The sequence below is a fragment of the Streptomyces sp. CBMA29 genome, from assembly GCF_014596445.1.
In the GTDB taxonomy this organism is placed as follows: Bacteria; Actinomycetota; Actinomycetes; order Streptomycetales; family Streptomycetaceae; genus Actinacidiphila.
The window spans coordinates 1-15,430 of record NZ_MECL01000225.1; the positions used below are offsets into that span (position 1 = coordinate 1).

General features: G+C 71.8%; 11 protein-coding genes. 9 read left to right on the top strand and 2 right to left on the bottom strand.

Annotation, left to right across the window (positions count from 1 at the left end; all coding sequences use genetic code 11):
* The 3 genes from BGM09_RS31535 to BGM09_RS31545 form a co-directional block, all read left to right on the top strand.
* Window positions 1-552: NAD-dependent epimerase/dehydratase family protein (locus tag BGM09_RS31535; protein WP_188285157.1), on the top strand; the 552-nt coding region annotated here is incomplete at its 5' end.
* Window positions 549-1,235, top strand: a complete 687-nt coding sequence (locus BGM09_RS31540) for a spherulation-specific family 4 protein (protein ID WP_188285158.1) — start codon at window positions 549-551, stop codon at window positions 1,233-1,235. The genes BGM09_RS31535 and BGM09_RS31540, both read left to right, overlap by 4 nt.
* Complete coding sequence (locus BGM09_RS31545) at window positions 1,232-2,230, top strand: endo alpha-1,4 polygalactosaminidase (RefSeq protein ID WP_188285159.1); 999 nt, start codon at window positions 1,232-1,234, stop codon at window positions 2,228-2,230. The genes BGM09_RS31540 and BGM09_RS31545 overlap by 4 nt, the downstream gene beginning before the upstream one ends.
* Before the next feature lie 18 nt (window positions 2,231-2,248).
* Here BGM09_RS31545 and BGM09_RS31550 read toward each other — a convergent pair whose 3' ends face one another.
* Both BGM09_RS31550 and BGM09_RS31555 read right to left on the bottom strand, forming a co-directional pair.
* Complete coding sequence (locus BGM09_RS31550; protein WP_317452971.1) at window positions 2,249-4,885, bottom strand: glutaminase domain-containing protein; 2,637 nt, start codon at window positions 4,883-4,885, stop codon at window positions 2,249-2,251.
* Between the two features lie 62 nt (window positions 4,886-4,947).
* The gene (locus BGM09_RS31555; RefSeq protein ID WP_188285160.1) at window positions 4,948-7,392 is read right to left on the bottom strand and encodes an RICIN domain-containing protein; all 2,445 of its coding nucleotides are present in this window, start codon (window positions 7,390-7,392) and stop codon (window positions 4,948-4,950) included.
* A gap of 431 nt (window positions 7,393-7,823) precedes the next feature.
* Here BGM09_RS31555 and BGM09_RS31560 point away from each other — a divergent pair, with 431 nt between their 5' ends.
* The 6 genes from BGM09_RS31560 to BGM09_RS31585 all read left to right on the top strand — a co-directional run bounded on the left by BGM09_RS31560 (window position 7,824) and on the right by BGM09_RS31585 (window position 15,380).
* Window positions 7,824-8,915 (top strand): ABC transporter substrate-binding protein, encoded by a 1,092-nt coding sequence (locus tag BGM09_RS31560; RefSeq protein WP_188285161.1) that lies wholly within the window; start codon window positions 7,824-7,826, stop codon window positions 8,913-8,915.
* 292 nt (window positions 8,916-9,207) lie between these two features.
* Window positions 9,208-10,938: an ATP-binding cassette domain-containing protein gene (locus BGM09_RS31565; RefSeq protein WP_188285162.1), complete on the top strand. Its 1,731-nt coding sequence runs from the start codon at window positions 9,208-9,210 to the stop codon at window positions 10,936-10,938.
* Window positions 10,935-11,903 (top strand): ABC transporter permease, encoded by a 969-nt coding sequence (locus tag BGM09_RS31570; protein WP_188285163.1) that lies wholly within the window; start codon window positions 10,935-10,937, stop codon window positions 11,901-11,903. Before BGM09_RS31565 ends, BGM09_RS31570 begins: the two co-directional genes overlap by 4 nt.
* A complete protein-coding gene (locus BGM09_RS31575; protein WP_188285164.1) occupies window positions 11,900-12,946 on the top strand; it encodes an ABC transporter permease in 1,047 nt (348 codons plus the stop codon). Before BGM09_RS31570 ends, BGM09_RS31575 begins: the two co-directional genes overlap by 4 nt.
* A gap of 111 nt (window positions 12,947-13,057) precedes the next feature.
* Window positions 13,058-14,074 (top strand): LacI family DNA-binding transcriptional regulator, encoded by a 1,017-nt coding sequence (locus BGM09_RS31580; RefSeq protein ID WP_188285165.1) that lies wholly within the window; start codon window positions 13,058-13,060, stop codon window positions 14,072-14,074.
* Window positions 14,075-14,267: 193 nt separating this feature from the next.
* Window positions 14,268-15,380, top strand: coding sequence for an aldose epimerase family protein (locus tag BGM09_RS31585; protein ID WP_188285166.1), 1,113 nt, complete (start codon window positions 14,268-14,270; stop codon window positions 15,378-15,380).
* Window positions 15,381-15,430: the final 50 nt, after the last annotated feature.

The window sequence follows — 15,430 nt, forward strand, 5'->3', positions numbered from 1 at the left end:
CTGGCGGAGTCGGCGCCCGCCCGGCCTGAGGGCGTCTACGGGGCGGCCAAGCTCGCGGGCACCCTCGCCGTGACCGGCTCGGGCCTCGACGCGGTGGTGCTGCGGGTCTTCAACCCGGTCGGCGCGGGCTCGCCGACCGCGGGGCTGCCCGGCAGGCTGGCCGCGGCCTTCCGGGAGGCGCCGCGCGAAGGGGTGGTGCGCACCGGCAGTCTGGCCGCGTACCGCGACTTCGTCGCCGCGGACGACGTGGCGGACGCGGTGGCCCTCGCGGTGGCCGCGCCCGGTTCGCTGCCGCCGGTGGTCAACATCGGCTCGGGCGAGGCGACCCAAGTACGCACGCTGGCGGCGGAGTTGGCCTCGGTCAGCGGCTTCACCGGCCGTCTGGAGGAGTCGGGGCGGGGCTCGGAGCGCTCGGCCGGGGTGTCCTGGCACCAGGCGGACATCACGCTCGCGGCGTACGCGCTGGGCTGGCAGCCCACGCGGACGCTGCGGGACGCGCTCACCGCGCTGTGGGCGGCGGTGCCGGGCGAGCCGGTCAGGATCTCACCGTGAGCCATGGCTCCCCCGCGCCCCGTCCGGGCTCGCTGCTCGTGCCGCTGTACGTCCACCCGGCGGTGGACCCGGCCGCGTGGCGGGCCCTGGAGGACGCGGCACCGGCCCTGTACGGGGTGGTGCTCAACGCCGCCGACGGTCCCGGCGACCGGCCGGACCCCGTGTACACGCACGCCGCGCGGCGGCTGCGCGAGGCCGGGGCGCCGGTGCTCGGCTATGTCGACACCGACTACGCGGCCCGCCCGGCGCACACGGTCTACCGGGACCTGCGCAGGCACCGGTCCTGGTACGCCGCCGACGGTGTGTTCTTCGACCGGGTGGCGTCCGACGCGCGGCGGATCCCGTACTACCGGTGGCTGGCCAGGACGGCCCGGCTCTGCGGGGCGCGGACGGTGGTGTTCAATCCAGGGGTGCACCCCGATCCCGGCTACGCCCGCCTCTGCGACCTGCTCGTGACCTTCGAGGGGACCTGGGACGACTACCAGGGCGCGGAGGTGCCGCGCTGGACGGCCGGGCATCCGGCCGACCGGTTCTGCCATCTGGTGTACGGGGTGCCCGACGGTCTCGCGGGGCGGGCGGCCCGGCTGGCGGCGCTGCGCGGTGCGGCCGTGCGCTGCGCGGTCCCCGGTCTGCCGCCCAATCCGTGGCGGACCGCGCCCGTCGCGATCGGAGGAAACGTATGACCGGCCGCCGTGCGGCGCTGAATCTCACCGTGCGCACGGTGACCGCCGCCCTGCTGCTCGTGCTGGCGGCCTGCTCGTCGTCGGGCGACGGAGGCGGGGCCGGTGGCGGTGGCGGTGGCGGAGGCGGAGGTGCGGACGACGGGAGCACGGCGGGCAGCAGGCCCTCGGCGACCGCGTCCGGGCCCACGAAGGACGCCACGCCGAGCCCCGCCACGCCGAGCCCCGCCACGACCGGCCCGACGCGCGCCCCGGCCGGTAGTACGCCCACACACGCGGCGACCGGGCGGGCCGCGCCCGCGTACTGGCGTCCGCGCGCCCGCACTGCCTGGCAGTGGCAGCTCAGCGGCACGGTCGACACCTCGGTGGACGTACCGGTCTACGACATCGACGGCTTCGAGAACGGCGCCGACGTGGTCAGGAGGCTGCACGCGGCCGGGCGCAAGGTGATCTGCTACATCAACGTCGGGGCGTGGGAGTCCTTCCGGCCCGACGCCAAGAGCTTCCCCGCGTCGGTGCGCGGCGAGGGCGACGGCTGGGACGGCGAACGCTGGCTGGACATCCGCCGGGTGGACGTACTGCGCCCGCTGATGGCCGCCCGCTTCGACATGTGCCGCGAGAAGGGCTTCGACGCGGTGGAGCCCGACCTGATGGACGGCTACGCGAACACCACCGGCTTTCCGCTGACGGCCGCTCAGCAGATCACGTACAACCGGATGATCGCCGATCTGGCGCACGAGCGTGGGCTGGCCGTCGGTCTGAAGAACGACGTCGACCAGGTGGCCACGCTCGTGCGGTACTTCGACTTCGCGGTCAACGAGGAGTGCGCGCAGTACGACGAGTGCGCTCGGATGTCGCCGTTCATCGCGGCGGACAAGCCGGTCTTCCACGTCGAGTACAAGCAGAGGACCGGTCAGTTCTGCTCTCAGTCAAAGAAGTTGGGGCTCAGTTCGATGGTGAAGCACCTTTCGCTGGACGCGTGGCGGGATCCCTGCTGAGCGGTCGGCCGACGGCGCTCAGATCATCCGCCACAGGTGGTCGGCGCTGCCGTTGTCGGTCCACTGGGTGACCTGGGCGGCGTCGGCCTGCGACATTCCGTCGACCGCGAGGACCTTGCCCGAGCGGACGTTGACGATCTTCTTCCAGCCGTCGCCGTTGTCCACAATCCGCCACAGGTGGTCGGGCGTTCCGTTGTCCTGGTACTGCTGGACGTGGGCGCCGTCGTCCAGGCTCTGGTTGTGGACGGCGAGCGCTTTGCCGCTGTTGCGGTTGATGATCCGTACGGCGCCGTCGCCGTTGTCGACCAGCGTCCACACGTGGTCGGACGTCCCGTTGTCGGCGTACTGCGTGACCTCGGCCATGTCGGTGCGGGACGCGCCGGAGACGGCGAGCACCTTGCTGGAGTTGCGGTTCTGGATGCGGCACCACACCACGGTGGACGCGGCCGGTGTGAGGAGCATGGCCAGCGCGCCGCCCACCACCGGGCGGGCCTGGAAGCCGCGTTGGGCGGCGCTGGCCACGGTGTACCAGTCGCTGAACGGGACCCGCTGGCCGGTGGTGTTGGCGTAGGTGTAGACGCCGTTGACGAGCAGGTCGCGGACGGCCGGGCGGTCGGCGAGCCAGGCCGCCGTCCACAGTTCCCAGTCGGCCTTGGTGTAGTCGTTGCGCGGGTCGAGTTCGATGCCGTTGGCGCCGGCGTGGGACGCGTACCAGTTGGCCTCCTGCTCGGCGAAGCCGACCGGGACCAGGTCGAGGCCGAGCAGCCGGTCGGGGAAGCCGTTGTACTTCAGGCTCCAGGTGCCGTCCTGGTCGTAGGCCAGTTTGAGATGGGTGCCCGAGGAGTCCTGGGCGAGGGTGGTCCACTGGCTGAGGTAGCCGCGGGAGACCGAGCGGTAGCGGGCGGCGTCCGCGGTGTTGCCGGTGGCGGCGGCGATGACGCCCATCGCGCCGATGCCGACCATGCCCTTGAGCGCGAGGTTGGCGCTGTGCGCGATGAAGCCGGTGAAGTCGTCGGTCTGGTTCTGGAAGCCGGGGTCGAGGGTGTTGGCGACCAGGTACTCGGCCCAGCGGCGCAGCACCGCGTAGTGGGCGGCGGCGTATGACGCACCGTCAGCGACGGGCAGCCGCTGGACGATCGCCGCGACCATGATGAGCATGTTCGCGGACTCCTCGACCGGCATGCTCTCCTCGTTGCCGTCGGCGCGGCCGAAGGCGTTGGGATAGGTGCCGAGGTCGTGCGGTGCGAAGTCCTTGGACCAGCCGCCGTGTTCGACGTAGTCGAAGAGCGGTTCGAGCACCAGCCGCAGGTAGGCCGGGGAGAGGTAGAGGTAGGCGGGGAAGGCGGGGTAGATCACGTCGACGGTGGACATGTCGCCGTTGGAGGAGATCTCCTTCAGGAACGCCCAGGGGCTGCCGCCCCGGTCGACCAGTTCGGTGCCCGCGACGGCCTGGCGCAGCGCGAGGGCGCAGACGGCGGCGTAGTGGTCGCCGGTGCTGCCGCCGCCGGCCGCGGTGACCGCGTCGTCGTGGATCTTCTGGTCGAGGGCGGTCGCGGCGGTCAGCGCGGCGCCGCGGTCGGCGTCGAACCAGTCCACCATGGCGGTCCAGGAGCTCCAGTAGTGCGTCCACCAGGGTTGGAGCTGTGCGCCGAGGTGGGTGACGGCGGGGGTGCGGACATGACCGAGGACGACGGTGAACTCCGCGGACGGCGTACCGGAGTTGACGGTGCCGAGGTCCCGGTTGAGGCCGAGCACCGGCCATCGGTCGTTGATCGCGCGCGGCTTGGCGGTGTCCACCGAGCCGTCGAGCCGCCCGGTGCCCGCCGAGGCGGCGCGCACCACGGTGTCCTGGCCGACCTGATACGTCACACCGCCGCCGGTGGCGGTGGCCAGCACGAGCCGTCCCCAGGACGCCTGGTCGCCGCTCTCCTGAAGGACGCCGGGGGTGGCGGGTTCCGCGCTGAGCACGGTCATCCGGCCGGTGGTCGTACGGTCCCAGGTGATGGGCGTGGCCACGTTGTTGTGCACCCACTCGCCGGAGGCGTCGAGGTGGACGTCCACGGTATGGGAGCGGCCGTCGTTGCTTGCGGCCCGCACGGTGACGTAGCTGAGCGGTACGCACTGGCGCTGGAGACTGCCGACGTCGACGGGTGAGAAGAAGGTGACGGTGAGCGTCACACCGCCGCCGCTGAGCTGGTAGATCGAGCGGGTGGCGGTGAGTTGCAGCGACACCTGCTGCATGGTGGTGAGCGCGGGGCCGCCGGGCAGCGCGGGGTTGCCGAGGAAGACGTACGCGGCGCCGTCGATCCGGGCGAGACCGCAGAGCGCGGTGACGTGGCCGGTCCAGAAGGCGGGCCAGGTTCCCGCGAGGTTGTCGGCGGGCAGCCAGGTCGACAGGTACGGCGAGCGGACGGCCAGCGGTACGGCGGGCGGGCGCAGCGGGCTGAAGGTGGAGGCCGCCTGGGCGGCAGGCGCGGCGTGCGGGGCCGCGCCCGCAGCGGCCTTCGCGGTGAGGGCGTTGGCGGTGGCGGCTTGTGCGGGCGTGGTGGCGAGCCAGCCGCCGGTGGCCGCGGCGGCGGTCAACGCGCCACTCCAGCGCAGGAGTTCGCGGCGCCCGGGGCGGGAGTGCGGGGTCGGGGAGTCGTCGGGGGTCACTGGGGTCCGTCCTCAGGGGTGGGGGGAAGGAGAGCGGAGCAAGGGTGGGGGGAGCCGGGGGCTCAGCGCAGTTGCCACAGGTGGTCGGCGGTGCCGTTGTCGTCGTACTGCACGACCGGCGCGCTGTTGGCCGTCGACATCAGATCGACGCCGAGCACCTTTCCCGAATTCTTGTTGCGGATGCGGTACCAGCCGTCACCGTTGGCCACGAGCTGCCACAGGTGGTCGGCCGTGCCGTTGTCGTCGAACTGCACCACCTGGGCGCTGTTCGCGGTCGACATCAGGTCGACGCCCAGCATCTTGCCCGAGTTGAGGTTGCGGATGCGGTACCAGCCGTCGCCGTTGTCGACGAGCTGCCACAGGTGGTCGGCGGTCCCGTTGTCGTCGAACTGCACGACATGGGCGCTGTTCGCGGTCGACATCAGGTCGACGCCCATGACCTTGTTCGAGTTCTTGTTCCAGATCCTCAGGTAGTCGCCCGCCGGTGTCCACGGGGCGCCGTTGGGGGTGGCGGTGGGGAAGGCGGAGATCCGCAGCCGGGCGGCGCCCATCGGGATCAGCGTGACGGTCTCGACGGCCGCGGCGCTGCGCGCCGGGCTGGTCTGGAGCGGGTTGACGACCTGCTGTCCGTCCGCCTTCCACTCCGCGATACGGCGGGCGGGCACGGTGATCCGTACCGGGGTGCCGTCGTGCGTGAAGGGGTTGGCTGCCAGCGAGCCGCCCGAATTGGTGAAGGCCGGGGACCCGGAGTCGAGCGCGAGCCCGTAGTTCCAGGGCGTGGTGGCGTGCACCTCGTACGCGGGGAACTCGGCGTTGCCCGCGTACTGCACGTAGTTCTCACCGATGTTCAGCGCGTACGTGAGCGGCCCGTGGTCGACGGAGACGGCGCCGTGGTTGGCGGACCAGGTGCGGACGGTGGTCTGCTGCGGGAGCTGGACGGTGACGGTGTCCCCGTTGTTCCAGGTGCGGCTGATCTTGGTGAAGGCGGGTCCCGAAGGAGCGCTGACCGCTTGGCCGTTGACAGTGACGCGCGGGGCGGAGCACCAGCCGGGGACCCGCAGGTACAGCGGGAAGGCCAGCGCGCGCGGTGCGGTGATCTTGAGCGTGACCGTGTCCGCGAACGGGTAGTCGGTCGTCTCGGTGATGGTGACCGAGGTGCCGTCGGCGACCTTGGCCGTGACGCTGCTCGGTGCGTACATCGCGGCGGCCAGGCCGTTGTCGGGGGTGGCGAGCCACAGCTCCTCGGTGAAGTACGGCCAGCCCATGCCGTAGTTGTGCGGGCAGCAGCGGTACTGGTCGACGCCCGGCTGGAAGGACTGCATGGCGAAGCCGTTCTGGAACTGCCCTTGCGTCTTGGGGGTGTTGTTCAGATCGACGCTGTTGGCGCTGGTGATGTAGTGCACGCCCTTGCCCGCCGGGTCGAGGGCGGCGGGCAGTGAGTTGAAGGCGAGGTCCTCGCAGCGGTCGGCCCACAGCGGGTCGCCGGTGATCCGGGCCAGCAGCTGGTGGCTGGCCATGAACTCCACGATGCCGCAGGTCTCGAAGCCCTGCCGGGGGTCGCCGAAGCCGGGCCTGGCGTTCTCGTCACCGGCGAAGCCGCCGCCGGGGAACTGGCCGTAGGAGGACATCACCGCGGTGTAGTTCTGGTACGCGGCCTGGGTGAGGGCGTTGGACGGCGAGCGGAGCGCGTACTGCGCCGGTTCCCTGAAGCCCTGGGCGATGTTGACGTTGTGCAGTGACGGGAGGTTGTTGACCCAGTTGGCGCCGCCCGCGTGGATCTTGTCGGCGAGGTCGAGCAGATAGCTCTCGCCGGTGCGGTTGTAGAGCCAGAAGACGCTGTCCAGGCCGTCGCCCCAACGCACCGACACCCAGCTCTGGTTGAAGGCGCCGGGGCCCTGGGCGTTCATGTAGCGGAAGAAGGCGGACAGCAGCGGGATGATCCTGGTGTCCCCGCTGTACTCCTGCCAGTTGCGCAGTGCCCAGGTCAGCGGCAGGAACGGCCAGAAGTCGGGGCCGCCGCCGAGCGAGGTGCGCAGGGCCGTCGGGCCGAAGAAGCCGTCGGACTGCCGGGTGGCCACGATGGCGTCGATCCAGCGGCGTACGGCGGCCAGCGCGGTGGCGTCCTGGGTGAGCACGGCGAGGTCGACATAGCCGCGCAGCCAGTACGGCACTTCTTCCCAGCCGGCGCGGTCGGGGTGCGCCCAGCCGCTGTTGTCCATGGCGAGGAAGTGCGAGATGTCGGCGTACCGGCCGCACAGACCGGCGAGTTGGAGGCGCAGTTGGCCGTCGAGCCAGCCGCGCGCGGTGACGGCGCCGGGCGGCAGCCGCAGAAAGGCGGTGGGGGCCAGCGGCGCGGCGTTCGGCGCGTAGAGCCCGCCGCGGGCGGGTGCGACGCGGGCCGCGGCCGGTGTGGGGGCGGCCTGGGCGCCGCCCGCGAACCGCAGTTGGAGCCCTGCGGTGCCGGCGGCGAGCGCGGTGAGTGCGAACTGACGACGGTTCAGGGGCATGGGGGGTGGCTCCTGGTGGCTTCAGGTGGGGCGCTGCGGGGGCGCGAACCCTGGCTGCGACGGTCCTTCCAACGTTGGAAACGGCGGTGCCACCCGGAATGACAGCACGCAGGGATGGGCATGTCCAGAGCAGCGACAGAAGTCGTACCGCCCTGTCGGGGTTGTTGCCTGAGCACCGATCACAGCGGTGGGAAGCATTTTGGAAACATCGGGAACGACGGGTTGTCGAGGTGCCGCCGCGCGTATATAACGTTGTAAAGCCGAGGGAGGGAACGGGCGTTCCCACCCCCGGAGCGCCGCCATCTCCGCACGTCATACCGCCTCCTCGGGGAGCCCGGACCGGACCCCGGAAGCGCACCCGCCCCGGCACGGAGCCGGACCCACGTACGACTCGACGGCCGCTGCCGTCGCGACCAAGGAGTGTCGTGAGCATGACGAACCACAGAACCCGCGCACTGGCCGCCACCTGTCTGCTGCTGGCCACCGCAGGGCTGGCCGCCACCGGCTGCTCCAAGTCGGAGTCCAGTGACAAGGGCGCCTCCCCCTCCGGCTCGGACCAGGCGGCGCAGCAGCAGGTCACCACGGACCCGACGGCGTCCGGCGCGGGCTGCACCCTGACGGCGTACGGCGCCCCCAAGCTCGACCTGAAGAACGCGGTGGTGGGCTTCTCCCAGTCGGAGAAGGAGGACAACCCGTTCCGTATCGCCGAGACCCAGTCCATCAAGGACGAGGCCGCCAAGCTCGGCGTGAAGAAGCTGCTGACCACCGACGCGCAGTCCCAACTCCCCAAGCAGATCAGCGACATCCAGGACATGCTCGCGCAGGGAGCGCAGCTCCTGATCGTCGCGCCGCTCAACTCCGACGGTCTGGACCCGGCACTGAAGGCCGCAGCCGCCAAGCACGTGCCGGTGATCACCATCGACCGGAAGATCAACGCCACGTCCTGCAAGGACTACGTCACCTTCCTCGGCTCGGACTTCGTCGAGCAGGGCAAGCGCGCGGCGGACGCCATGATCAAGGCCACCGGCGGCAAGGGCCAGGTCGCGATCCTGCTCGGCTCCTCGGGCAACAACGTGACCACCGACCGCACCAAGGGCTTCGTGGACGAGATCGCCGCCAAGGCGCCCGGCCTGAAGGTCGTCGCCCAGCAGACCGGTGACTTCACCCGTGACAAGGGCCAGCAGGTCATGGAGCAGCTCATCCAGTCCAAGCCGGGCATCACCGCGGTCTACGCGGAGAACGACGAGATGGGCCTCGGCGCGGTCACCGCGCTCAAGAGCGCGGGCAAGAACCCGGGCAAGGACGTCAAGGTCGTCTCGGTCGACGGCACCCGCAACGCCGTGCAGGCGATCGTCAACGGCACGTACAACGCGGTGATCGAGTCCAACCCGCGCTTCGGCCCGCTGGCCTTCGCCACCGCGCAGAAGTTCTACAGCGGCGAGGCGATCCCGGAGGACGTCATCATCTCGGACCGCGCCTACGACGAGTCCAACGCCAAGGCGTCGGTCGGCGGGGCGTTCTGACCCTGGGTCAGGAGGGATCGGTGGCGCGGCTCCCCCCGCGCCACCCCTCGGACAGGCGTACGGCGGGGTGCCTCCCCGCCGTACGCCGCACCATCGGCGGACCCGTCCGCCGGACTGTCGAGCCGGTGGGCGCCTGGAGCCCGTACGTCCACCGGCCAGCCGCCTGCCAGCCCGCCCAGCCCCGTCAGCCAACCAGCCCCGTCAGCCAGCCAGCCCCGTCAGCCCGTCAGCCCGTCAGCCCGTCAGCCCGTAGAAGAGTCCCGCTTCCCCGCGACCCCGGAAGGCCACGACCATGGCACCACCCGAAGCCGCCGCGGCCCAGTCCGCGCCGCCCGGTCCGCCGAGCCCGCCACCGGCGGCCGGGGCCGTGCTGGAGGCCGTCCGCGTCAGCAAACGCTTCCCCGGCGTGGTGGCGCTCGACGACGTCTCCTTCACCCTGCGCGAGGGCGAGATCCACGCGCTGGTCGGAGAGAACGGCGCGGGCAAGTCGACGCTGATCAAGCTGCTCACCGGGGTCTACCGGCCCGACGACGGCGAACTGCGGCTGGCGGGCGAGCCGATCGCCTTCCACCACCCGCACGAGGCGCAGCGGGCCGGGATCTCGACCATCTACCAGGAGGTGAACCTGGTCCCGCTGATGAGCGTGGCCCGCAACATCTTCCTGGGCCGGGAGCCGAAGAACCGCTTCGGCCTGATCGACTTCCCCCGGATGCACCGCGAGACCGCGGAACTCCTCGGCGGCTTCGGCATCACCGCCGACCCGCGCCGCCCGCTGCACACCCTGGGCATCGGCACCCAGCAGATGGTCGCGCTCGCCCGCGCCGTCTCCGTGCAGGCCCGGGTGGTCGTCATGGACGAGCCCACCTCGTCGCTCGAACCGCGCGAGGTCGAGACGCTGTTCCGGGTGATCCGTGAGCTGCACGAGCGCGGCATCTCGATCCTGTACGTCAGCCACCGGATGGACGAGCTGTACCGGATCTGCGACCGCGTCACCGTCCTGCGCGACGGCCGGCTCGTGCACAGCGGCGACCTGGCCGACACCGACCGGGTGCGGCTGGTCTCGCTGATGCTCGGCCGGGAGATCGCCGAGGTCCGCAGGCACGGCGCCACCAGCTTCGGCGAGGGACACACCGCCGAGCGCCAACCGGTGCTCACGGCGCAGGGACTGACCCGCCGTCACCTGCTGCACGACATCGGCCTCGACCTGCGGCCCGGCGAAGTGCTCGGCCTCGGCGGCCTGTTGGGATCGGGGCGCAGCGAGACCGCCAAGGCCCTGTCCGGGGCACTGTCGCTGGACAGCGGCGAGGTCACCGTCGGCGGGCACACCGTGCGCCGCCTCACCCCGTCCGCCGCGATCAGGGCCGGGATCAGCCTGCTGCCCGAGGACCGCAAGGCCGAGGGCATCGTGCCCGGCCTCTCGGTCCGGGAGAACATCGTGCTGGCCGCGATGCCCCGGCTGTCCCGCGCCGGGATCGTGTCCCGGCAGCGGCAGGACCGGATCGTCGACATCTTCATGAAGCGGCTGCGGATCAAGGCCGCGAGCCCCGAGCAGAAGGTCGGCGAGCTGTCCGGCGGCAACCAGCAGAAGGTGCTGCTGGCCCGCTGGCTCTGCCTGGAGCCCAAGGTGCTGCTGCTGGACGAGCCCACCCGCGGCATCGACGTCGGCGCCAAGGCCGAGGTGCAGTCGCTGATCGACGACCTCGCGGGAGAGGGCCTGGCCGTCCTGCTGATCTCCTCCGACATCGAGGAACTGGTCGAGGGCGCCGACCGCATCGTGGTGCTGCGCGCCGGAGCGGTGGCCGGTGAGCTGACCGGCGACGACGTCGAGGAGAGCGCGTTGCTCGCCGTACTGGCGGAGACCGGGGACGACGACAGCGCCGCCGCGCGGGCCACCGGCCCGGAGCCCGCGGACGGCGACGCGAAGACCACACCCGCCGACGCGGAGCCCGGCCCCGAGCCCGCGCCCGAGTCCGAGTCCGCGAGGGAACCCGGCTCCGCCACCGCGAAGGAGGACCCGCGATGACCTCGGCCCCGTACTCACTCCCGCGCGGCCTGGACCGGCCGCGGATCGCGGACTGGCTCCAGCGGTACGGCGTGTACGCCGCGGTCGCCGCCCTGCTGGTCTTCAACGGCGTCTTCACCGACCACTTCATGACGACGGACAATCTGCGCACGCAGCTCGTCCAGGTCTCCCCCGTCGTCATCGTGGCGCTGGGCATGGCGCTGGTGATCGGCACCGAGGGCGTCGACCTGTCGGTGGGCTCCACGATGGCGCTGGCCAGTTCCGTACTGCCGCTCTACCTCGGATACGGCCTGCTGCCCGCGCTGTCGGTGGCGCTGCTCGCCGGTGTGCTCGTCGGCCTGATCAACGGCTCACTGGTGTCGCTGGTCGGGCTGCAACCCATCGTGGCCACCCTGGCGCTCTTCGTCGGCGGCCGGGGCCTGGCCCTGGTCATCGCCGACGGGAAACTCAAGCAGATCGAGAACCAGAATCTGCTGGACCTCGGCACGAACAGCGTGCTCGGCGTCCCGATCGTCGTCCTGATCGCCGGCGTGCTCGCGCTGCTGGTCGCCTTCCTGGTGCAACGCACCACCTTCGGACGCCAGTTGGTCGCCATCGGCGGCAACCGCGCCGCGGCCAGGCTCGCCGGACTGCCCGTCAAGCGGGTGCTGATCGGTGTGTACGTGCTGTGCGGTGTGCTGGCCTCGCTCGCGGGTGTGCTCGCCACCGCGCGGCTGACCGCCAGCGACCCGTCCTCGCTGGGCAATCTGATGGAGCTGTCGGCCATCACCGCGGTCGTGGTCGGCGGCACCCCGCTGACCGGCGGCTCGGTACGGGTCCTCGGCACGGTGTTCGGCGCGCTGCTGATGCAGCTCCTGCACGCCACGCTCGTCACCCACAATCTGCACGACTCCACCGCCCAGATGGTCCAGGCGGGCATCATCCTCGTCGCCGTCTACGTCGCCCGGGAGCGTCGATCCCGATGAAAGCCCTCGTGAAAACAGCCGCCCCCGCTCCCGCGCTCGCCGTGGCGGGTGACGCGCCGCTGCCGGTGAGCGCGGAATCCCGCCCGTCGGGGCGGCAGCGCGCCGCCGAACTCCTCCAGCGCCAGGGCGTCCTGGCCGTCCTCGTCCTGCTCTGCCTGATCTCGTCCTTCGTCTTCGACTCCTTCGCCACGCTCGACAACACGCGCGGCATCACCATCCAGGCGTCGTTCCTGTCGATCGTCGCGCTCGGCATGACGATGGTGATCGTCACCGGCGGCATCGACCTGTCGGTCGGCTCGGTCTTCGCGCTCGGCGGTGTGCTGGCAGCGTGGGCCTCGCAGTACGGATTCCTGCCCGCGCTGCTGGTGCCGCTCGTGGTGTGCGGCGCGATCGGCACCTTCAACGGGCTGCTGGTCGCGCGGGCCGGGATGGCGCCGTTCATCGTGACGCTGGCCTCGCTGCTCGGCGCGCGCGGGCTGCTGCTCGCGCTCACCCACGAGGGCGCCACCACGTATCTCGTACCGCGCGGCTCGGCCTTCCAGGAGCTGGGCGGCGGCGCGGTGTGGGGCTTCGGCTACCCGGTGCTGATCGCGCTGGCCCTGTTCGGGGTCGGCGGTCTCGTGCTCCAGCGCACCTCGTTCGGCCAGGCGCTGTTCGCCGTCGGCGGCAGCGGTGACGCGGCGCTGCTGATGGGGCTGCCGGTGGCCCGTACGAAGGTGCTGGTCTACACGCTCAGCGGGCTGCTCGCGGGCCTTGCGGGCGCGTTGAACGCGGCCCGGCTGTCGTCGGGTGTGACCATCATCGGTGTCGGCATGGAGCTGGACGCGATCTCGGCGGTGGTGATCGGCGGCACGCTGCTGGTCGGTGGCGCGGGTTCGGTGTCGGGCACGCTGTGGGGCGTGCTGCTGCTCGGTGTGATCCAGAATCTGATCAACCAGATCGGTTCGCTCAACTCCTCCTACCAGTCGGTGGTCAGCGGCGGCTTCCTGATCGTGGTCGTCGTCGCCCAGCGCTATCTGTCGGCCGCCCGCCGGGGCACCTGACCGGGCCGGGAGGGGCCGTCCGCGATCCGCGGGACCGGCTCCAGCACACTGAGGCCGGAACCGCCGCGCCTCGCACGAGGTCGCACGAGGTCGGCCGAGGGAAGGAACACCGTGGGCGCCAGCCTGAAGGACGTCGCGCGACTGGCGGGCGTGTCCGTCAAGACCGTGTCGAATGTGGTGAACAACTACCCGCATGTCACGCCGGGGATGCGGGAGCGCGTGCAGCGGGCCATCGACGAGCTGGGCTACCGGCCGAATCTGACGGCCCGCCATCTCCGGAAGGGCCGCACCGGCATCATCGCGCTGGCCGTCCCCGAACTCGGCAACCCGTACTTCGCGGAATTGGCCGGCGCCGTCATCGACGCCGCCGCCCGGCACGACTACACGGTGCTGCTCGACCACACCGCGGGCCAGCGCGAGAAGGAGGTTCTGGTCTCGCAGGGCTTCAGGGCCCATGTCATCGACGGCCTGATCCTCAGCCCGATCGAGCTGGAGGCCGCGGACCTGCTGGGCCGCATGGACGACGCGCCGCTGGTGCTGCTCGGCGAGCGCGAGTACGACGCGCCGTACGACCAGATCGCCATCGACAACGTGGCGGCGGCCCGTACCGCCGTACGGCACCTGACCGGCCTCGGGCACCGGCGGATCGCGTTCCTCGGAGCCCGCAGGGAGAGCGCCAGGCAACCGGCGCACCTGCGACTGCGCGGCTGGCGCGAGGAGTTGGCGGCGGCCGGGCTGCCGGACGACGACTCGCTGGTGGCCGCCACCGACGGCTACGGCCGCTGGGACGGAGCCGCCGCGATGAACGCGCTGCTGGACCGCGGCACCCGCCCCGACGCCGTGTTCGCGTACAACGACCTGATGGCGCTCGGCGCGATGCGGGCCCTGGTCGAGCGCGGGCTGCGGGTGCCGCAGGACGTGTCGGTGGTCGGCTTCGACGACGTCGAGGAGGGCCGCTTCTCGACGATCGCGCTCACCACGGTGTCCCCGGACAAACAGGCCATCGCCCGGCTCGCCGTGGAGCGGGTCGTGGCGCGGCTGACCGGTACGCCGCAGATCAGGGCGGAGCGGATCACGCCCGGATACACGCTGGTCACCAGGGAGTCCACCGCGCCCAGAGCGGGGTGAACGCGCCGCGTAGCGTTGTCCCTCGGGGGTCGGCCACCGGTGCTCGCCCGTGGTCGCGCCCCAGGCCGGACTCCCCGGCCGGTCTTCCCGTTGCCTTCCCGCCCTCCCCCGCCGTCTTCCCGCCGACTTCCCGCCGTCGGACGCCCGCCGCGTCCGGCATCCGTCGCCCCGACCCCCTTTACGAGGACTGCCGATGCCCCGTCCCACCCCGCTCAGCGAACCCTTCGGCACCACTCCCGACGGGTGGCGAGTGGAACGCTGGCGGCTCAGCTCGGCCGCCGGGGTGAGCGCCGAGATCCTCACCTACGGCGGCGTCCTGCACGCGCTGCACGTGCCCGACCCGACGGGCCGCCCCGCCAACGTGGTGCTGTCGCTGCCCGACCTGGCGGCGTACGCCTCCGACACCCCGTACTTCGGCGCGCTCGTCGGCCGTTACGCCAACCGGATCAGCGAAGCCCGCTTCACGCTCAACGGCCGCCACTACCGGCTCCCGGACAACGACGGCGGGCACAATCTGCACGGCGGCCCCGAGGGCTTCGACAGCCGCGTCTGGCGCGCGGAGCCGCTGCCCGGCGCGCTGCGGCTGACGCTGCACAGCCCGGACGGCGACATGGGCTTCCCCGGCGCGATGGACGTCACGGTGACGTACGCGCTCGACGACGAAGGGACGCTGTCGCTGGACTTCGAGGCGCGCAGCGACCGGCCGACAGTGGTCAACCTGACCAACCACGCGTACTTCAACCTGGGCGGGTCGCAGACGGGGGACGGCGCCGAAGCCGCGTCGCGGATCGCGGGAGGCGACGTCCTGCGCCACACCCTGTACGTCGACGCCGACCGCTTCCTGCCCGCCACGCCCGAGTCCATCCCGTGGGGGCCGGAACAGGCCGTGGAGGGGACGCCGTTCGACCTCACTGAGCCGCGCCCCATCGGCGACGGCGTCCGGGACGCCGACCCGCAGATCAAGACGGCCGGAGGGTACGACCACTGCTTCGTGCTGCGCGGCCCCTCCGGCGGTACGGGCGAGCCGCGGGTCGCCGCCGTCCTCGCCGACCCCGGCAGCGGCCGGGTGATGGAGGTGCGCACCACGCAGCCGGCCATCCAGGTCTACACGGCCAACAAGCTCGACGGTTCGCTGACCGGCCCCGACGGGCGGTCGTACCACGCGCACGACGCGGTGTGCCTGGAGACCCAGCACCTGCCGGACTCGCCGAACCACCCCGAGTACCCCTCGACGGAACTGCGCCCCGACGAGGTCTTCCGCAGCCGCACCGAATTCCGCTTCCCGCACCTGGCGGGCGGCCGGTGACGAGCGCACCGGCCGCGCCCCTGCTCGTCGTGGACGGCGCCAACGTCGTC